We start from the raw sequence: 17,910 nt of genomic DNA on the forward strand, positions 1-17,910 counted from the left end.
CGACAGTTCACCAGAGGTGTAGGGAAAACCCGACAGGTTCGATAGGAATCGGTGTAGCCCGTTGTAGGAATTTGCCTCAGGCGCTCAACGAAGTGGAAAATTCAGCCACAAAAGGTAAGCGAGGGAGCGAACTCCCTCGCCACTTCAGACATGGGCCGGAACCGGCAACGGCGCGGCCAGCAGGCGCTCGTCCAGCAGACCAAGGCCTTCCTGGAACAACTGATTGCTGCGCTCGGTATCGCCCAACTGGGCGAGCAGGCGCGCCAGCTCCGCACAGGCCTCGGGATTGCGCTGCACACGCAGACTGCTTTCCAGGTAATCCCGTGCCTTGCCCCACAGACTGGTTTGCAGGCACAGTCGGCCGAGGGTCAACAGCAAGCTCGGATCGTTCGGATGATCCTTCAGCCAGCCTTCGGCGGTTTGCAACTGACGCGCTGGATCGCTACCGCGCACCAGACCGTAGAGACGGGTCAGATGGCTGTCGTACTTGCGCTTGAGGGCATTGCGCAGCACTTCTTCCGCTTCGACCTGAGCGCCCAACTGACGCAGTTGTTCGGCGTACGCCAACACCAAGGGTGGCTCCTGACGTTGAGCTGAGGTGAGTTGCTCCCAAGCGCGCGTGAGCGACTGCAAGCCAACGGTCCCGTCCTCTTCACGCTGCGCTGCCAGCGACAGGTTTTCACCCCAGGCGCGGCGTTCCAGTTCAGCCAGTTCGGCGGGTGGCAGGACTTTGTCCTTGCGCAACTCCGGCAGCAAACGAATCACCGCCGACCATTCGCCGCGCTGCTGATACAAGCGCTGCAACTGACGCAGCGTCTGTGCATTGCGCGGATGGCGATCGTGCATCGCTTGCAGGGTGACCAAGGCACCGTCGGTATCGCCACGGTCGGTCTGCAACTGCGCATGACTCAGAGCAATAGCCAGTTCTGCTTGAGGCTGACGCTCCAGTGCGCGCTCCAGCAAACGATCGCACTCTTCGTAATTGCCTTGCTCATTGGCTGCGCGGGCAGCGCCGAGGTAGTACAGCAATGGCTGACGCTCGGCTTCAGCTGCTCGATAAAGATGACGCTGAGCACTGGCCCAGCGACCTTCGGCCAGATCCAGTTGACCGTGCTCGATCGCTACCTGCACGCGCCGACTGCGGTTACGGCGCGACCAGGGATTGACCACGCCCGTGGAGGTCATGACCAGCTCGACCAACGCCTTGATGCCCCAGATCAGCAGCCACAACACTGCGATCACCGCCAGTGTCGCCCACAGGCTCGACTCGTAGCGGAAGCTCTTGTAGGCCACCAGCACGTAACCGGAATGCTCGGCAATAGCCAGACCCAGTGCCGCCGTCGCCGCTATCACCAGAAACACAATCACATACAGGCGTTTCATGGCGTAGCCTCCTGCGCGGTGCTGGCGGCAGGTTTGGCGAAAGGTTTCACCGATTCTTCGGCATTGACGTTGCGCCGCTCAAGATAGGCTTGCACCGCACTCAGCGTGCCGGCCAAGTCCGGCGTCGTGACCGTGACCGGTTCCTTGCTTAGCTCGGCAACCTGTTCGAGCATCACTTTGCTTTGCGGATTGTCCGGGTTGAAATTGCCCTTGAGGACATCACGCGCCTCAGCCAGCGCCTGGGTGTAGACCGGCGCCTGACCGTTGAGCGCGGCCCACTGCGCCTGCTCCAGCGCCAGGCTCAGGGCCAGACGCACTTGACTCAGGCTCTGCCCGGCCAGCAGCGGCCGCACATTCTTGTCGGCATTGAAATCGATACGGATGTAGCGCGAGACCTTATCCCACCACTGCGCCCAACGACTGGCGCCATCACCGTCGGCAGTCAGGCCCAGCAGCGATTCACCGCGATCCTTGTACTCCGGCGCCAGCTCGGTGAGGTCGATGACTTGATCACGCAGCGCGCCGAGACGCAGGAACAAACCGGTACGATCCGGTTGTGCAGTGCTGCGCAGCGCCACGAGGGTTTTCGCCACTTGCTCGCGAGCGGCGAAGGAACCGGGATCGTTTTGCTCACGGAGGATTTCGTCAGCGCCCTGCACCAGCGCTTGAGCGCTGCTGATGTCCTGCAGCGCCGAAAGACGCAGGCTGGCCAGACGCAGCAGATGCTCGGCCTCGGCCAGGCGCCAGTCCTTGCGGCTGGCGCCCAGCACCGTTTCAAGACGTTGATTGAGGCGCTGTTGGTCGCCCTGGAGTTGCGTCACCAGACGCTGGCGCTCGGCAAGTTCGTCGGCCCCTGGCAACTGCGCGAGGCGCTCGGTCAGGCGCTGTTCATTGAGCTTCAGGCTCTGCGCCTGATCGTTCAACGCCTGCACTTCACCGGACTGCTGCTGAGTGTTGGTCTGCAGGTGACGGACCTGCCAGACACCCCAGCCGCCGATCGCGACACCGGCGGCGCCGAGCAACAAGGCGACGATGGCCAATCCATTGCCTCGGCGCGGCTCTGTGGCCGGCGGTGGAGCTTCAACCTGGGGTTCAATCACAGGCTGGACGTCATCTTTTGGCAAGGCTGTTTCGCTCACGTATCCATCCTTTGCATTAGAAAACGGGTACGGGATGCTCCCGTAACGCCGTCAGCAAAGCCGCGGCACTCGCGCCGCGGCAATCCACAACTGTTTGAGCCCCGGCGGCAAGTGCCAGCTCGGCGACTCTTGGGCTTGGAACAAACAACGGCAATTGCGCAATTGTTGGCCAGGCATCGCCGGCCATCTGACGCAGGTGCTCGAAACCCTGTCCACTGCTGACCACCAGCCCGTTCAAGCGTTCCGCTTCGATCCGCCGTGGCAGTTCATCCGGGGCATAGGCTGGCAGGTCGCGTCGATACAATTCCAGATACTCGACACTAGCACCTAGCTCACGCAAACGCTCGGCGAGCAGTTCACGCCCACCCTCTCCACGCAGGATCAATACCTGCGCCCCGGGCTGACCGACCGCTGCACGCAGACGCGGCAATTGCAGCAAGGCTTCACTGTCATCGCCATCGGCCGGGAAGCTGACGTCGAGGCCATGCTCGCGCAGAATCTGTGCGGTCGCCGCGCCGACGCTGAACCACGGCATTGTCAGCGAAGACGAGTTGCCGAGCAGATCCAGCGCAATGCGTGCCGCCGGCTTGCTGACCACGATCACCGCGTCGCAACGCGGTAACCGCGCAATCGCCTGACGAATATTGTCAGAGACCGGCAGCGCAACAATGTCCAGAAGCGGCAAACAACTACTGAAAAAACCCTGCACTGCCAACGTCTGCGCCAGCGCCGTGCAGTCATCCGCAGGGCGGGTCAGCAGCAGGCGCCAGCCAGTCACTCGTGACCCGCCTCGCCATAGACCGCTTTGAGAATATCGTCGGCGCCCTGGCTGAGCAGATCTTCGGCCACCTTCACGCCCAATCCTTCGGCATCGGCACGTGGCGCACGAGCTTCGGCGCTAAGCAGCTTGCCACCGCTCGGTTCACCGACCAGACCGCGCAACCACAACTGCTCGCCTTCCAGCACGGCGTAGCAGGCGATCGGCACTTGGCAGCCGCCATTCAGATGTTTGTTGAGGGCACGTTCGGCAGTGACGCGCGACGAGGTGTCGGCGTGATGCAGCGGTGCGAGCAAGGCGTGGATTGCAGTGTCAGCGCTGCGGCATTCGATACCGACTGCACCCTGGCCACCGGCCGGCAGGCTGTCATCGACACTGATCGCCGAAGTGATGCGGTCTTCAAAACCGAGGCGGATCAAACCGGCTGCCGCGAGAATAATTGCGTCGTACTCGCCGGCGTCAAGCTTGGCCAGGCGGGTGTTGACGTTGCCGCGCAGGAAGCGAATTTGCAGATCCGGGCGACGGGTCAGCAATTGCGCCTGACGACGCAGGCTGGAGGTGCCGACAATGGCGCCGGCAGGCAACGCATCGAGGCTGGCGTAGGTATTGGAAACGAAGGCATCACGCGGGTCTTCGCGCTCGCAGATGCAGAACAGACCGAGGCCTTCCGGGAAGTCCATCGGCACGTCTTTCATCGAGTGGACGGCGATGTCGGCTTCGTTTTCCAGCAACGCGGTTTCCAGTTCTTTGACGAACAGACCCTTGCCGCCGATTTTCGACAGGGGCGAATCGAGCAGCTTGTCGCCGCGACTGACCATGGGCACCAGCGTCACCAGCAGACCCGGATGGGCCGCTTCCAGACGGGCTTTGACGTATTCGGCCTGCCAGAGGGCCAGCGCACTTTTACGGGTGGCGATGCGGATTTCGCGAGAGGACATGGATCAATCCGTACTGAATAGATACGGCGGATAATAACAGCTCAGCCAAATCCACTTTGACCTGAATCAGAGTCGGCGCGGCCTCCCTGGCCTGCAATGCCCGGTTAAAAGGAGCTGGAGCCGTCCGGAATGACCGGGTTACAGGCCCTGCATCATTTTGCGCACACCGGCCACATGCCGACGGCTGACAATCAGCGCATCACCATTGAGACCTTTGAGGAACAGCTGGAAATGCCCCAGCGGCGTACGTTGCAGACGTTCGATACGGTCGCGGGCAACCAAGGCGTTGCGGTGGATACGCACGAAGCGCTCGCCGAATTCGTCTTCGAGAGCCTTGAGTGGCTCGTCGAGCAGCACTTCGCCGGCCTCGTGGCGCAAAGTCACGTATTTATGATCGGCAATGAAATAGACCACCTGATCCAGAGGGATCAGTTCGATGCCTTTGCGGGTGCGCGCACTGATGTGGCTGCGCGGGCCGGTGCCACTTTCGGCAGCGGGACGGGTCAGGGCCGAGAGTTGCGCCCGGTTGGGACGTTCAGCCCGTTTCAGGGCGTCATGCAGATGTTCAGTTCGCACGGGTTTCACCACATAGCCCACGGCGCTGGCCTGCAGGGCTTCCACGGCAAATTCATCGGGGCTGGTGCAAAACACCACGGCCGGCGGCGTTTCGCGTTCGCACAGACGGGCAGCGACCTGCAGGCCATCAAGGCCTGGCATACGGATATCGAGCAGCACGATATCCGGCTTGTGGCTGTCGATCAGTGCCAACGCCTCTTCGCCATTCGTGGCGCTGGGCTCCAGAACTGTATAACCCTCGAGCTCGCTCACCATTCGGCTGAGGCGCTCGCGAGCCAGTGGTTCGTCATCAACGATCAGGACATTCATATTGCGCTGGATTCCTGCGTGAGTCTCGCACAAGGATAGCGTAGACAGGTGAAGTGACGTCCGTCACCGCGATCCACGCTAAGACTAGCCCGAGCGCCAAAAAGTGCCGTACGTCGGCCAGCAATATTTGCCAGTGTCCGGGTCGTACTGCTCAAAGCCCGCTGTTTCCTGCGTTTCTCACGGGGTTTGCCGAAGGACAAAACACCCACCCCCTCTTCTTATAGTCGGCGGCCAGACCTTTGCGCGATCCAGAGCCGCGTCGACCCTTATGTCCAACTGTAGACGCTCGCCGGGCCGATATTGCTCAATCGAAAAATATCCTTGCGCAAAACCTCCGGGGCCAGCGGCGACTATGGCGCACACAATGAGAAAAAAACGTATCGACCAGTGTCAGCGACAGGATTGGCAACCCTGTTATTATCCGCGCCAGCGTTCCACGCCTTCTTTCTTCAAGCCGATACGAGCGAATTCATGAGCACTGACAAGACCAATCAGTCCTGGGGCGGCCGCTTCAGTGAACCCGTCGACGCCTTCGTCGCCCGCTTCACCGCCTCCGTCACTTTCGACCAGCGCCTGTATCGCCACGACATCATGGGCTCGATCGCCCACGCCACCATGCTGGCCAAGGTCGGCGTGCTGACCGATGCCGAGCGCGACAGCATCATCGATGGCCTGAAGACCATTCAGGGCGAAATCGAGGCCGGCCAGTTCGACTGGCGCATCGATCTCGAAGACGTGCACATGAACATCGAAGCACGCCTGACCGACCGCATCGGCGTCACCGGTAAAAAGCTGCACACCGGGCGTAGCCGCAACGACCAGGTCGCCACCGACATCCGCCTGTGGCTGCGTGACGAGATTGATCTGATCCTCGCCGAAATTACCCGCCTGCAAAAAGGCCTGCTGGAGCAAGCCGAGCGCGAAGCCGCGAGCATCATGCCGGGCTTCACCCACCTGCAGACGGCGCAGCCGGTGACTTTCGGGCACCACATGCTGGCCTGGTTCGAAATGCTCAGCCGCGACTACGAGCGTCTGGTCGACTGCCGCAAGCGCACCAACCGCATGCCACTGGGCAGCGCCGCGCTGGCTGGCACCACCTACCCGATCGACCGTGAATACACCGCGCAACTGCTGGGCTTCGACGCCGTCGGCGGCAACTCGCTGGACAACGTCTCCGATCGCGACTTCGCCATCGAATTCTGCTCGGCCGCGAGCATCGCGATGATGCACTTGTCGCGTTTCTCCGAAGAGCTGGTGCTGTGGACCAGCGCGCAATTCCAGTTCATCGATCTGCCGGACCGTTTCTGCACCGGCAGCTCGATCATGCCGCAAAAGAAAAACCCCGATGTGCCAGAGCTGGTGCGGGGCAAGACCGGCCGCGTGTTCGGCGCACTGATGGGCCTGCTGACCTTGATGAAGGGCCAACCGCTGGCTTACAACAAAGACAACCAGGAAGACAAAGAGCCGCTGTTCGACGCCGCCGACACCCTGCGTGACTCGCTGCGGGCCTTTGCCGACATGATCCCGGCGATCAAACCCAAGCACGCGATCATGCGTGAAGCGGCGCTGCGTGGCTTCTCCACCGCGACCGATCTGGCGGATTATCTGGTGCGTCGTGGTCTGCCGTTCCGTGATTGCCACGAGATCGTTGGTCACGCCGTGAAATACGGCGTGGACACTGGCAAGGATCTGGCCGAGATGAGCCTGGAAGAACTGCGCCAGTTCAGCGATCAGATCGAGCAGGACGTGTTCGCCGTGCTGACCCTGGAAGGCTCGGTGAATGCCCGTGACCATATCGGCGGCACTGCGCCGGCGCAGGTCAAGGCTGCTGTGGTTCGCGGTCAGGCGCTGATCGCCAGCCGCTAAAAGCCAAAAGCTTCGCGAGCAGGCTCGCTCCCACAGATTCTGCGTCGAACACGTAATCGTGTTTCAGCACATAACTCTGTGGGAGCGAGCCTGCTCGCGAATGCGATCTTCAGAACAGCAAAAAAATCACTTCTTGGCAGCGATCATCGCCAAAAACGCCGGCATCGCCGCTTCCTTGTCCGCCGCAATCTTCTGCACATGCGGATTCTGCTCCAGCCGTTCCAGCAACGCCTTCGCCTGCGGCATCTCCGCCAGCAAATCGATCCCGAACAGCTTCTGCCCGACCGCACAGGCCAGCGGCACGCTGTAGAAGAAATACAAATCGGCAATGCTCAGACTGTCGCCCGCCACGTACGGGGCGAATTTGCCGTGACGGCCCAGCGCAGCAAAACCCAGTAGCAATTCAGTCTTGGTCTTTTCCTTGATCGCGTCCGGCAAGGTCATGCCGAAGAACGCCTCGCCATAGCAGGCACGCCCAGGCAACTCGATGTACAGCTCGATTTCCTTGGCAATCGCCAACACCTGCGCGCGCTCGAATGGATCGCTTGGCAGCAGCGGTGTGCCTTTCTGGGTCTGCTCGAGGTATTCAAGGATGATCGCGGTTTCGTTGATAAAACCGGCGTCTACACCGAGCACCGGCACTTTGCCGCGCGGGCTGATGGCCAGTGATTCAGGGGTCGACGTCGGGTAGAACGTGACCTCTTCGAACGGCAGGCCTTTTTCCAGCAGCGCCAGCTTGACCATGTTGTAGTAGTTGCTGACTGAGAATCCGTAGAGCTTGAACATCACATAGCCTCCAGGCCGTGCGGGGTGGGCAGGGCCTGTTTATAGATCGCACAGGCGAATCGCGCCAGCAGCATCACCCCGCGGAATGCGGGTAAACTGGCGCCTTTCCATGAGGAGCCTGCCATGAGCGAGCCGACAGACATCGACAACGACGACGAAGAGTTCACCGAGGCTACGTTGATCGAAGCCATCGAGAACCAGATCGAAAGCGACAACCCGCCAGCGGCCAAAGCGACGTTCAACAAGCTGACCTTGGTGGGTGTGGAGCGCGAAGAGATCCTCAACCTGATGGCGCACGTGCTGGCCTGCGAGATTGACGCGATGCTCGATGAAGACCGTGCGTTCAATACCGAATGGTACGAAGCGGCGCTGCGCGCACTGCCAGAGTTGCCACCCGAAAAGCAGTAACAACACATTCCCCCCTGTGGGAGCGACGGTGCGACGATTCGACTTGCTCGCGAAGGCGTTTTATCAGTCAACTTATTTGCTGAATGACACACCGCTTTCGCGAGCAGGCTCGCTCCCACACAATTTGTCACCCATCCATCCAGCCAACTCTCCGGCCCCGACTACACTGGAATCCGCCTCAAGACAAAATCCCTGATCTGAGCACTGGACATGCCGCAAAAGCGGGTTCACCTTAGGGACGCTGTCGTCCAATTCCTAGAAAGTCTGGAGTCCTTATGTCGCTTACCCCTGAGTTGGTTGCCGAACTGGAAGTCCTCGCACTCTTTCCCCTGGACAGTTCCCAGGAAGGTTTGAAAATTCATCAGACCGCTGCCCCGAAACATATTTCTGCCGCCAAACGCCTCTTTGAAAAAGACCTGACGGATCAGCCCGATGGCGGGTATCTGACCAGCCTCGGTCGCGATGCCGCACAAAATGTGCAAACCGTGCTGACCATTCTGAGAGAGCAGGAAACCGCCTGATCCTTCCCGACTTTGCCCACGGGAACTCCTGCCACGGGATTTCCGCGGGCCTGCCCGGCCTCCCGCGATATAAATCTGACGTCAAAAAACAAATTCAGCTTAAAAGTCCCGCTGCGCTAAGGCTAAACTGCCTGACATTCCGAGACCCTCTACGTCCGAGCCTGCGAGCCGGTTTGAGCTGACATGACGCGCACCCACGAAATCCGCCCCGACCTGGACGAAGGCATTGACCGCAAGGTCCTCAGCCAGCTGCGCGCGCGTTTTCTCAAACTCAATGAAGGCCGCCTCGGCCGCGCCCTGGAAGGTTTGTCGACGCGCCAACAGAGCGTGTTGACGCTGTTGCCGCTGTTCTTCCACGTCAACCATCCGCTGCTGCCGGGTTATGTCTCGGGCAGTACGCCGGCCGGTCTGTCGAATTACGAGCCGGACACCAATACGCTCGCCGAAGCGCAACGCCTGACCCGTTCGTTCTCCTACAAGCCGCGTCACGGCAGCAACCCGCCACGACCGATCCACGGCCTGTTCCTGATGGGCAGCCTTGGCACGCTGGCACAGGCCGATCAGAGCGACATGGACGTGTGGGTCTGCCACGCGCCTGACTTGAGCGAAAGTGAACTCAGTGAGCTGAGCAAGAAATGTCAGTTGCTCGAAACCTGGGCTGCGAGCCAGGGCGCCGAAGCGCATTTTTTCCTGATCGACCCGGAGCGCTTCGTCAAAGGCGAACGCGACACCCAGCTCAGCTCGGAAAACTGCGGCAGCACTCAGCACTATCTGTTGCTGGACGAGTTTTACCGCACCGCAATCTGGCTGGCCGGGCGCACGCCGATCTGGTGGCTGGTGCCGGTTTACGAAGAAACCGCCTACGACCTCTACACCCACACCCTGCTGTCCAAGCGTTTCATCCGCGCCGACGAAACCCTCGACCTTGGCCACCTGGCGAGAATCCCGCCAGGCGAGTTCATCGGCGCCGGGTTGTGGCAGTTGTTCAAAGGCATCGAGTCACCGTACAAATCGGTGCTCAAACTGCTGCTGACCGAGGTCTACGCCAGCGAACACCCGCAGGTGCAGTGCCTGAGCCTGCGCTTCAAAAAAGCCGTGTTCGCCAACCAACTGGATCTGGATGAACTGGACCCGTACATGGTCGTGTACCGGCGTATCGAGGAATACCTCACCGCGCGTAACGAGCCGGAGCGGCTGGAACTGGTGCGCCGCGCGCTGTACCTGAAGGTCAACCGCAAGCTCACCGGCAACAGCCGCACCCAGAGCTGGCAACGCACGTTGCTGGAACGGCTGGCCAGCGAGTGGCATTGGGATCAGCGACAACTGACCCTGCTCGACAGCCGCAGTCAGTGGAAAGTCCGCCAGGTCAGCGCCGAACGCCGCGCGCTGGTCAATGAGCTGAACTACAGCTATCGCTTCCTGACCCAGTTCGCTCGCACCGAGCAGACCGTCAGCCTGATCAACAAGCGCGACCTCAATGTGCTCGGTCGCAGGCTCTATGCCGCCTTCGAGCGCAAGGCCGACAAGGTCGAGTTCATCAACCCCGGCATCGCCCCGGATCTGGCCGAAGACACCCTGACCCTGGTGCAGTCGCGCAACAAGAAGGAGCCGGGACAAACCCAGTGGGGCCTGTACAACGGCAGCCTGACCGCATTGGAGTGGGAACACTTCGCGCCAATCAAGCGCAGCCGCGAGTTACTGGAGCTGTTGACCTGGTGCCACCGCAACGGTGTGATCGACAGCAGCACGCGCCTCGCTTTGCATCCCGGCACCAGCGACCTGAGCGAGTTCGAGCTGTTCAACCTGCTCGGCAGCCTGCAGCAGTGCATCGCCCTGCCCTTGGCCACCGTCGCGGAAGAACCGCTGCTGCGCGCCGCGGTGCCGAGCGAAGTGTTGATTCTGGTAAACGTCGGGATTGATCCGCTCAAACATCACCGCGACCTCAATATCCTGATGACCACCGAGCGCACCGACTCATTGAGTTACGCCGGCGTGCGCGAAAACCTCGTGCTGACGCTGGATCAGGTCACGCTCAACAGCTGGAACGAAGTACTGGTCAACCGCTTCGACGGCCCGCATGCCCTGCTCGACTGCCTGCGCGATTACCTCAACAATTTGCCACGCGGGCCATCGCAGCCGTCGCTGAAGGTGCGCTGCTTCTGCCACAACCGCGCGCAGTTCATTGCCCGCCGGGTTGAAGAAATCATCGACACCGCGCAGAACCTGCTGCTCAGCGAGTTGAATCACCGCTATCTGATTCAGGTGCAGCAGCATTATCACGTACTGGAATTAGTGCCGGGCCAGGTCAACCACGTCGCCCTCGCCACCCTGCCGGCGCTGGTCGATTACCTCGGCGAGGAACAGCCGCGCTACAGCCCGCTGCACCTGGACCCGATGGCGCTGGAGGAACACGACCTCGCGCTGATCCTGCCAATGGGCCAGCCGGAGTGCATTCAGGTGTTCTACCGCATTACCGAACAGCAAGCCGAGCTGTACGTATTGGATGAATTCAATGCGCTGTGGCAGCAGCATTTGCCGTACCACGACGAGCAGAGTCTGCTGGTGCCGCTGCAGCGCTTCCTGCAATCGATCCTGTTCCGTCGCGAAGCCGTGTTGCCGATGGATGCCGGCCCGGGTGCCCGTCTCGAAACGTTGTATTACCAGTTATTGCCTTCGGGGCCGGGACGCGCACGACGGGTCGAAGCGCGGCCGGCACCGCAGACGCCGGTGAACAAGCCGTTCTACGACGTGCAGGCGATCGTCGGCAAAGCCGCACCGGGCGAAGTGCAGGTCACTCTGTACTGCAATCAACGGGAATTCAGCGAGCTGGAACATGGCGACCAGCTGTTCAGCGTGGTCGCCCGGGAGATCGTCGAGCAGCGCCGCGACAGCGAACGCTATCGCTGCTACATCACCGACCTGGACCTCTCGGGCCTGCTCGGTGACGGGCAGAGTTCAAGCAATCTGTATCTGCGCTACAAGGCTGACCTGGAGCGCGCTCTGAACGAGGCACTCGAACAGGTCTGAGGCGGATTACTCGGGAAACGCGCCACCGTTGGCCGGTTGCGATTCGACTTCCAGCAAAGTCAGTTTGAGGGTCTTGCCACCGGGTGCCGGCCAGTCAATGTGCTGACCGACCTTCAGGCCCAGCAACGCGCTGCCGACCGGGGCCAGAATCGAGATCTTGCCTTCATCGGCGTTGGCATCCTTTGGATAGACCAGCGTCAGGTGATAGTCCTTGCCACTGCCTTCTTCGCGGCAATGCACACGGGAATTCATCGTCACGACATCGGCGGGCACTTCATCGTGGCCGACCACGGTATCGGCGCGGTCCAGCTCGGTTTGCAGCGCAATCACGCCCGGCGCAGCCTGGTCTTTCTCGTTCAGGTTGTCGATCAAGCGCTCCAGACGTTGCACGTCCAGACGGGTAAGGGTGATGGAAGGTGCGGTCATGATCCGGGCAGACTCCTTTCTTCTGCACACAAAAAAAGCAAAACCCCGCCAAAAAAGACGGGGTTTTCACCAGGCCTCGATGGGTTGAGGCGTGTTCGGACACTATCACAGCTCAAAAAATATACAAGTCACGCCCCGCCGCACTGCTTGCGCTGCGACGCCTGCGCGCAAATTACCCGTCGCCGCTCGTCGTCCGCCGAACGCCATTCGCGAATGTCCTCGACATGACGGAAGCAGCCGAGGCAGACCTTTTGTTCGTCCAGCCGGCACACGCCGCTGCATGGCGAAGGCACGGCCGGGCTGATGTTGCTGTAAAGCGGCTTCGGTGGACGAACAGGAGCGGTGTCGGTCACGGAATCACAGACCTTCGAAGTCGAATTCAGCGCCAGCCTGCTGCTGGACGATGCGCTCGAGCATTTCGCCCAATTGCTCTTCGCTCTTGTCGCACATCCAGCGCTCGCTTTCTTCGTCGTAGTCGAAGTGGAAACCACCGGACACCGCCGCCAGCCACAGCTGACGCAGCGGCTCCTGGCGGCTGAAGATCAGCTGCGAGCCGTTTTCGAACTTGACGGTGAGCACACCGGCCGAGTTCTCCATGTCGATATCCAGATCACTTTCGTCAAAGATGTCTTCCAGTTTTTCCTGGGTTTCATCGACCAGATCGTGAAAACGGGCTTCGGACAAACTCATTGCGGCAACCTCAAAAAATGTCTGATCAGGCTCAAGCGCCGAAAGATACGGACGCTGCCGGCCGATTGCAAAGATTAACGACCAAGCACCTGCCGGCCCAGTAACACCGAACCCTGTGGGAGCGAGCCTGCTCGCGAATGGCCGGCACATCCAACATTATCGCTAGCTGACACTCCGCTATCGCGAGCAGGCTCACTCCTACAGGAGATTGCGGCGGTTCGGGCAGCTTTGGGCGAGCCCCGCCGGACGGGAACCCCCTCGCATAGGCAAGCTGCCGGGTGGCCGGTATACTCCGGCGCAATTAACGCATTTTCAAGGATTTCGCCATGAAGCGCCTGATCTCTTCCCTTGCTGCGCTCGTCGCGGTTGCCTGCCTCGTTTCGGCCTGTGGTCAAAAAGGCCCGCTGTACCTGCCGGATGACGATCAGGACCCGGCCGAGCAAGCCCAGTCTTCGCAGAAGCAACCGTCCAAAGCACACAAGCACGACGTTTACCAATAAGGGATCGCCATGGACGCTTTTAACTACCGTGGCGGGGAACTGTTCGCGGAAGGTGTGGCGCTGTCCGCCATCGCCGATCGTTTCGGTACGCCTACTTATGTGTACTCGCGCGCGCATATCGAAGCTCAGTATCTGGCTTACGCCGATGCCTTGGCCGGCATGCCGCACCTCGTCTGCTTTGCGGTCAAGGCCAACTCCAACCTCGGCGTACTGAATGTCCTGGCCCGTCTCGGTGCCGGTTTCGACATCGTTTCCCGTGGTGAACTGGAGCGTGTACTCGCCGCTGGCGGCAGTGCTGACAAGATCGTCTTCTCCGGTGTCGGCAAGACCCGTGACGACATGCGTCGCGCACTGGAAGTCGGCGTGCACTGCTTCAACGTCGAATCCACCGACGAGTTGGAACGCCTGCAAGTGGTCGCCGCCGAGCTGGGCGTTCGCGCCCCGGTATCGCTGCGGGTGAACCCGGACGTCGATGCCGGCACCCACCCGTACATTTCCACCGGTCTCAAAGAGAACAAGTTCGGTATCGCCATTGCCGACGCCGAAGACGTGTACGTACGCGCCGCGCATCTGCCGAACCTGGAAGTGGTTGGCGTCGACTGCCACATCGGTTCGCAACTGACCACGCTGCCACCGTTCCTTGATGCCCTCGACCGCCTTCTGGATCTGGTCGATCGTCTCGGCGATTGCGGCATTCACCTGCGCCACATCGATCTCGGTGGTGGTTTGGGCGTGCGTTATCGCGATGAAGAGCCGCCATTGGCTGCCGACTACATCAAAGCCGTACGCGAGCGTCTGAACGGTCGTGATCTGGCGCTGGTGTTCGAGCCGGGCCGTTTCATCGTTGCCAACGCCGGCGTGCTGCTGACTCAGGTCGAGTACCTCAAGCACACCGAACACAAGGATTTCGCCATCGTCGACGCGGCGATGAACGACCTGATTCGCCCGGCGCTGTATCAGGCGTGGATGGACGTCACGGCGGTCAAACCGCGTGACACCGCTGCGCGCAAATACGACATCGTCGGCCCGATCTGCGAAACCGGTGACTTCCTCGCCAAGGATCGCGAATTGGCCCTGGCCGAAGGCGATCTGCTGGCCGTGCATTCGGCCGGCGCCTACGGTTTTGTGATGAGCTCCAACTACAACACCCGTGGCCGTGCCGCTGAAGTGTTGGTAGACGGTGATCAGGTTTTTGAAGTGCGTCGCCGCGAGACCGTGGCCGAGCTGTTTGCCGGCGAAAGCCTGCTGCCGGAGTAAGCCATGCTGCTGCGTTTTACTAAAATGCACGGCTTGGGCAATGACTTCATGGTTCTCGACCTGGTCAGCCAGCACGCGCATATTCAGCCGAAGCACGCCAAGCAATGGGGCGACCGCCATACCGGCATCGGTTTCGACCAGCTGCTGATCGTCGAGGCACCGAGCAACCCGGACGTGGATTTCCGTTACCGGATCTTCAATTCCGATGGCTCGGAAGTCGAGCAGTGCGGCAACGGTGCGCGCTGCTTTGCGCGCTTCGTGCTCGACAAGCGTCTGACCGCGAAACGACAGATTCGCGTCGAGACCAAGGGCGGCATCATCGAACTGGACGTGCGTAACGACGGCCAGATCGGTGTGAACATGGGCGCCCCGCGTCTGGTGCCGGCGGACATTCCGTTCGAAGCGCCGGCGCAGGCCATCAGCTATCAGCTGGAAGTCGACGGCACCACGGTCGAACTGGCTGCCGTGTCGATGGGCAACCCGCATGCGGTATTGCGCGTGCAGGACATCAACAGCGCACCGGTGCATGAACTGGGGGCAAAAATCGAACACCATCCGCGCTTCCCGGCGCGAGTGAATGTCGGTTTCCTCCAAGTCATCGACCGTAACCGTGCGCAGTTGCGCGTGTGGGAACGCGGCGCCGGGGAAACCCAAGCCTGCGGTACCGGCGCGTGTGCAGCAGCTGTCGCTGCGATCAGCCAGGGGTGGATGGATTCGCCGCTATTGATCGACCTGCCCGGCGGGCGTCTGTCCATTGAATGGGCGGGCCCTGGCCAACCGGTGCTGATGACCGGTCCGGCAGTGCGTGTATACGAAGGACAAGTACGTCTTTGAGTGAGCAGAAACCATGACCGATAAGCCTCAGGTACCCGCCCGACAGTCCGACGAATCAGCGTCCGAAAGCCTGGAGGCGGCAGCGGTTGCTGCGTACCTTGAGGCGCATCCGGACTTCTTCGTCGAGCACGAAGAACTGCTGCCCGCCCTGCGCATTCCTCACCAGCGCGGTGATACCGTTTCGCTGGTCGAGCGGCAGATGACCATTCTGCGCGACCGCAACATCGAGATGCGTCACCGCCTCTCGCATTTGATGGACGTCGCCCGCGACAACGATCGCCTGTTCGACAAGACCCGCCGCCTGATTCTTTCTCTAATGGACGCCGCCAGCCTGGAAGACGTGGTGATCAGCGTCGAAGACAGTCTGCGCCAGGATTTCCAGGTGCCTTTTGTCAGCCTGATCCTGCTCGGTGACAACCCGGCACCGGTCGGTCGCTGGGTCACTCACGCTGACGCCCAAGTCGCCATCGGCGGCTTGCTTACCGAAGGCAAAAGCGTCAGCGGCAGCCTGCGTGAGCATGAACTGGACTTCCTCTTCGGCGAAGAACAGCGCAAGCAGATCGGCTCCACCGCCGTGGTCGCGGTCAGTCATCAAGGCATCCACGGCATTCTCGCGATCGCCAGCCGTGATCCGCAGCACTACAAGAGTTCGGTCGGCACGCTGTTCTTGAGCTACATCGCCGAAGTCATGGGCCGCGTGCTGCCACGGGTCAACAGCTCCCTGCGCTCGGTACGCTGAACATGGAACGACAACTGGACGCTTACTGCGAACACCTGCGCAGTGAGCGGCAGGTGTCGCCGCACACGATCTACCATTACCGACGCGACCTCGACAAAGTGTTGGGCTGGTGCGTCAAACAGAACATTGGTAGTTGGGCCGCGCTGGACACACAGCGGATGCGGGGCTTGATCATTCAACTGCATGGCAAAGGCCAATCCTCCAGCAGCCTGGCCCGGCTATTGTCGGCGGTGCGTGGGCTCTATCGGTACCTGAACCGCGAAGGTTTGTGCGAACACGATCCTGCGAACGGCTTGTCGACACCCAAGGACAAACGTCGGTTGCCGAAAGTCATCGACACTGACCGCGCCCTGCAATTGTTTGAAGGTGCAGTGGAGGACGATTTCCTAGCCCGACGGGATCAGGCGATTCTTGAGCTTTTCTACTCCTCGGGTTTGCGCTTATCAGAGCTGACAGGGCTTAACCTTGAACAACTCGACCTCGCCGATGGGATGGTTCAGGTGCTCGGCAAAGGCAGCAAGACTCGCCTGCTTCCAGTGGGGAGAAAGGCGCGTGAAGCCCTAGAGCTATGGCTGCCCTTCCGCGCCATGGCCAACCCGGTAGACGATGCGGTATTTATCAGCCAGCAAGGTCGGCGCCTAGGTCCTCGTTCGATCCAGCTAAGAGTCAAAGCGGCAGGAGCGCGGGAACTGGGACAAAACCTACACCCGCACATGTTGCGACACTCCTTCGCAAGCCATTTGCTGGAGTCTTCCCAAGATCTGCGAGGGGTGCAGGAACTGCTAGGCCATTCGAATATCACGACCACCCAGATCTACACCCACTTGGACTTCCAGCACCTTGCAACGGTCTACGACAGTGCCCACCCACGGGCCAAACGCATGAAAGGCGATGATTCATGAGCATCCAGTTGATCACCTTCGACCTCGACGACACCCTGTGGGACACCGCGCCAGTGATCGTCAGCGCCGAAGCGATATTGCGCGAATGGCTGAGCGAACATGCGCCGAACCTGGGCGCGGTGCCGGTCGAGCATTTGTGGGCGATTCGTGAGCGTGTATTGGCTAACGAACCGGGGCTCAAGCATCGGATCAGCGCGCTACGTCGGCGGGTGTTGTTTCATGCGATGGAAGACGCTGGATATGCCCATGGCGAAGCTACCGACCTGGCAGACAAGGGTTTTGAAGTGTTTCTGCATGCGCGGCATCAGATCGAAGTGTTCCCTGAAGTCGAGCCGGTGCTGGAGATCCTCGCCAATCACTACGCGCTTGGCGTAGTCACCAATGGCAATGCCGATGTGCGCCGGTTGGGGCTGGCGGACTACTTCAAGTTTGCGTTGTGTGCGGAAGATATCGGCATCGCCAAACCGGATGCCCGGTTGTTCCACGAAGCCTTGCAGCGCGGTGGCGCCACGGCCGAAACCGCCGTACATATCGGCGATCATCCGGGCGATGACATTGCCGGCGCGCAGCAGGCGGGGTTGCGGGCGATCTGGTTTAACCCGGCGGGTAAGGTCTGGGAAGCGGATCGCCTGCCGGATGCCGAGATTCGCAGCCTGAGCGATTTGCCAGCCGTACTCGCGCGCTGGAATGCCTCCTCGAACTGATCTACCACCCCCCTGTGGGAGCGAGCCTGCTCGCGAAGGCAATCTGTCATCCAATATTGATGTTGACTGACCCGCCGCTTTCGCGAGCAGGTTCGCTCCCACAAGGGAATTGCGTTCACTTCAATTG

Annotated in this window: 19 protein-coding genes; 10 read left to right on the plus strand and 9 right to left on the minus strand. The window is 60.8% G+C overall.

Annotated elements, in window-relative coordinates; genetic code table 11:
- Window positions 1-144 precede the first annotated feature (144 nt).
- The 5 genes from PspR84_RS28065 to PspR84_RS28085 all read right to left on the minus strand — a co-directional run bounded on the left by PspR84_RS28065 (window position 145) and on the right by PspR84_RS28085 (window position 5,123).
- On the minus strand, window positions 145-1,383 hold the full coding sequence (locus PspR84_RS28065) for a heme biosynthesis protein HemY (protein ID WP_160059863.1): 1,239 nt from the start codon (window positions 1,381-1,383) through the stop codon (window positions 145-147).
- Window positions 1,380-2,522: a uroporphyrinogen-III C-methyltransferase gene (locus tag PspR84_RS28070; protein WP_160059864.1), complete on the minus strand. Its 1,143-nt coding sequence runs from the start codon at window positions 2,520-2,522 to the stop codon at window positions 1,380-1,382. Before PspR84_RS28070 ends, PspR84_RS28065 begins: the two co-directional genes overlap by 4 nt.
- A 16-nt stretch (window positions 2,523-2,538) precedes the next feature.
- Window positions 2,539-3,300 carry a uroporphyrinogen-III synthase gene (locus PspR84_RS28075; RefSeq protein WP_160059865.1) on the minus strand — a complete coding sequence of 254 codons (762 nt, stop codon included), beginning with the start codon at window positions 3,298-3,300 and terminating at the stop codon, window positions 2,539-2,541.
- On the minus strand, window positions 3,297-4,238 hold the full coding sequence (hemC, locus tag PspR84_RS28080; protein WP_160059866.1) for a hydroxymethylbilane synthase: 942 nt from the start codon (window positions 4,236-4,238) through the stop codon (window positions 3,297-3,299). Before hemC ends, PspR84_RS28075 begins: the two co-directional genes overlap by 4 nt.
- 138 nt (window positions 4,239-4,376) lie before the next feature.
- On the minus strand, window positions 4,377-5,123 hold the full coding sequence (locus PspR84_RS28085; protein ID WP_007911111.1) for a LytTR family DNA-binding domain-containing protein: 747 nt from the start codon (window positions 5,121-5,123) through the stop codon (window positions 4,377-4,379).
- A 471-nt stretch (window positions 5,124-5,594) separates the two neighbouring features.
- Between PspR84_RS28085 and argH the strand changes: the two genes are divergently transcribed.
- Window positions 5,595-6,989, plus strand: coding sequence for an argininosuccinate lyase (gene argH / locus PspR84_RS28090; protein ID WP_007911110.1), 1,395 nt, complete (start codon window positions 5,595-5,597; stop codon window positions 6,987-6,989).
- 126 nt (window positions 6,990-7,115) lie between these two features.
- Here the strand turns inward: argH and PspR84_RS28095 are convergent, their stop codons facing one another.
- Window positions 7,116-7,775: a glutathione S-transferase gene (locus PspR84_RS28095; RefSeq protein ID WP_160059867.1), complete on the minus strand. Its 660-nt coding sequence runs from the start codon at window positions 7,773-7,775 to the stop codon at window positions 7,116-7,118.
- A gap of 123 nt (window positions 7,776-7,898) precedes the next feature.
- Here PspR84_RS28095 and PspR84_RS28100 point away from each other — a divergent pair, with 123 nt between their 5' ends.
- The 3 genes from PspR84_RS28100 to PspR84_RS28110 all read left to right on the plus strand — a co-directional run bounded on the left by PspR84_RS28100 (window position 7,899) and on the right by PspR84_RS28110 (window position 11,731).
- Window positions 7,899-8,183, plus strand: a complete 285-nt coding sequence (locus tag PspR84_RS28100; RefSeq protein ID WP_160059868.1) for a hypothetical protein — start codon at window positions 7,899-7,901, stop codon at window positions 8,181-8,183.
- 275 nt (window positions 8,184-8,458) lie between these two features.
- A complete protein-coding gene (locus PspR84_RS28105; RefSeq protein ID WP_008084565.1) occupies window positions 8,459-8,704 on the plus strand; it encodes a TIGR02647 family protein in 246 nt (81 codons plus the stop codon).
- Between the two features lie 183 nt (window positions 8,705-8,887).
- On the plus strand, window positions 8,888-11,731 hold the full coding sequence (locus tag PspR84_RS28110; protein ID WP_160059869.1) for a class I adenylate cyclase: 2,844 nt from the start codon (window positions 8,888-8,890) through the stop codon (window positions 11,729-11,731).
- Between the two features lie 6 nt (window positions 11,732-11,737).
- Here the strand turns inward: PspR84_RS28110 and rnk are convergent, their stop codons facing one another.
- The 3 genes from rnk to cyaY form a co-directional block, all read right to left on the minus strand.
- Window positions 11,738-12,157: a nucleoside diphosphate kinase regulator gene (rnk, locus tag PspR84_RS28115; protein WP_053124969.1), complete on the minus strand. Its 420-nt coding sequence runs from the start codon at window positions 12,155-12,157 to the stop codon at window positions 11,738-11,740.
- Window positions 12,158-12,285: 128 nt separating this feature from the next.
- Window positions 12,286-12,510 carry a DUF1289 domain-containing protein gene (locus PspR84_RS28120; RefSeq protein ID WP_080750722.1) on the minus strand — a complete coding sequence of 75 codons (225 nt, stop codon included), beginning with the start codon at window positions 12,508-12,510 and terminating at the stop codon, window positions 12,286-12,288.
- A gap of 4 nt (window positions 12,511-12,514) precedes the next feature.
- Window positions 12,515-12,847 carry an iron donor protein CyaY gene (gene cyaY / locus PspR84_RS28125; protein WP_160059870.1) on the minus strand — a complete coding sequence of 111 codons (333 nt, stop codon included), beginning with the start codon at window positions 12,845-12,847 and terminating at the stop codon, window positions 12,515-12,517.
- A gap of 326 nt (window positions 12,848-13,173) precedes the next feature.
- On the opposite strand from cyaY, the gene PspR84_RS28130 reads away from it, so the two are divergent.
- From PspR84_RS28130 to PspR84_RS28155, 6 genes are read left to right on the plus strand one after another with little or no spacing between them, the layout of a single operon-like run.
- Entirely contained in the window at window positions 13,174-13,347 is a 174-nt protein-coding gene (locus PspR84_RS28130) for a lipoprotein (protein ID WP_007911098.1), read from the plus strand.
- Window positions 13,348-13,356: 9 nt separating this feature from the next.
- Complete coding sequence (lysA, locus tag PspR84_RS28135) at window positions 13,357-14,604, plus strand: diaminopimelate decarboxylase (protein WP_064389521.1); 1,248 nt, start codon at window positions 13,357-13,359, stop codon at window positions 14,602-14,604.
- Between the two features lie 3 nt (window positions 14,605-14,607).
- A complete protein-coding gene (gene dapF / locus PspR84_RS28140) occupies window positions 14,608-15,438 on the plus strand; it encodes a diaminopimelate epimerase (protein WP_160059871.1) in 831 nt (276 codons plus the stop codon).
- A gap of 13 nt (window positions 15,439-15,451) precedes the next feature.
- Window positions 15,452-16,177 (plus strand): DUF484 family protein, encoded by a 726-nt coding sequence (locus tag PspR84_RS28145; protein WP_008084574.1) that lies wholly within the window; start codon window positions 15,452-15,454, stop codon window positions 16,175-16,177.
- A gap of 2 nt (window positions 16,178-16,179) precedes the next feature.
- Entirely contained in the window at window positions 16,180-17,079 is a 900-nt protein-coding gene (gene xerC, locus PspR84_RS28150) for a tyrosine recombinase XerC (RefSeq protein WP_160059872.1), read from the plus strand.
- Window positions 17,076-17,783: an HAD-IA family hydrolase gene (locus PspR84_RS28155; RefSeq protein ID WP_160059873.1), complete on the plus strand. Its 708-nt coding sequence runs from the start codon at window positions 17,076-17,078 to the stop codon at window positions 17,781-17,783. Before xerC ends, PspR84_RS28155 begins: the two co-directional genes overlap by 4 nt.
- Window positions 17,784-17,910 lie beyond the last annotated feature (127 nt).

The sequence above is a fragment of the Pseudomonas sp. R84 genome (assembly GCF_009834515.1).
GTDB lineage: Bacteria > Pseudomonadota > Gammaproteobacteria > Pseudomonadales > Pseudomonadaceae > Aquipseudomonas.

Bases quoted from the DNA above. Each gene is read 5' to 3' on its own strand.
- PspR84_RS28065 (WP_160059863.1), bottom strand. From the start codon at position 1,383: ATGAAACGCCTGTATGTGATTGTGTTTCTGGTGATAGCGGCGACGGCG.
- hemC (WP_160059866.1), bottom strand. From the start codon at position 4,238: ATGTCCTCTCGCGAAATCCGCATCGCCACCCGTAAAAGTGCGCTGGCC.
- PspR84_RS28085 (WP_007911111.1), bottom strand. From the start codon at position 5,123: ATGAATGTCCTGATCGTTGATGACGAACCACTGGCTCGCGAGCGCCTC.
- argH (WP_007911110.1), top strand. From the start codon at position 5,595: ATGAGCACTGACAAGACCAATCAGTCCTGGGGCGGCCGCTTCAGTGAA.
- PspR84_RS28095 (WP_160059867.1), bottom strand. From the start codon at position 7,775: ATGTTCAAGCTCTACGGATTCTCAGTCAGCAACTACTACAACATGGTC.
- PspR84_RS28100 (WP_160059868.1), top strand. From the start codon at position 7,899: ATGAGCGAGCCGACAGACATCGACAACGACGACGAAGAGTTCACCGAG.
- PspR84_RS28105 (WP_008084565.1), top strand. From the start codon at position 8,459: ATGTCGCTTACCCCTGAGTTGGTTGCCGAACTGGAAGTCCTCGCACTC.
- PspR84_RS28110 (WP_160059869.1), top strand. From the start codon at position 8,888: ATGACGCGCACCCACGAAATCCGCCCCGACCTGGACGAAGGCATTGAC.
- rnk (WP_053124969.1), bottom strand. From the start codon at position 12,157: ATGACCGCACCTTCCATCACCCTTACCCGTCTGGACGTGCAACGTCTG.
- cyaY (WP_160059870.1), bottom strand. From the start codon at position 12,847: ATGAGTTTGTCCGAAGCCCGTTTTCACGATCTGGTCGATGAAACCCAG.
- PspR84_RS28130 (WP_007911098.1), top strand. From the start codon at position 13,174: ATGAAGCGCCTGATCTCTTCCCTTGCTGCGCTCGTCGCGGTTGCCTGC.
- lysA (WP_064389521.1), top strand. From the start codon at position 13,357: ATGGACGCTTTTAACTACCGTGGCGGGGAACTGTTCGCGGAAGGTGTG.
- dapF (WP_160059871.1), top strand. From the start codon at position 14,608: ATGCTGCTGCGTTTTACTAAAATGCACGGCTTGGGCAATGACTTCATG.
- PspR84_RS28145 (WP_008084574.1), top strand. From the start codon at position 15,452: ATGACCGATAAGCCTCAGGTACCCGCCCGACAGTCCGACGAATCAGCG.
- xerC (WP_160059872.1), top strand. From the start codon at position 16,180: ATGGAACGACAACTGGACGCTTACTGCGAACACCTGCGCAGTGAGCGG.
- PspR84_RS28155 (WP_160059873.1), top strand. From the start codon at position 17,076: ATGAGCATCCAGTTGATCACCTTCGACCTCGACGACACCCTGTGGGAC.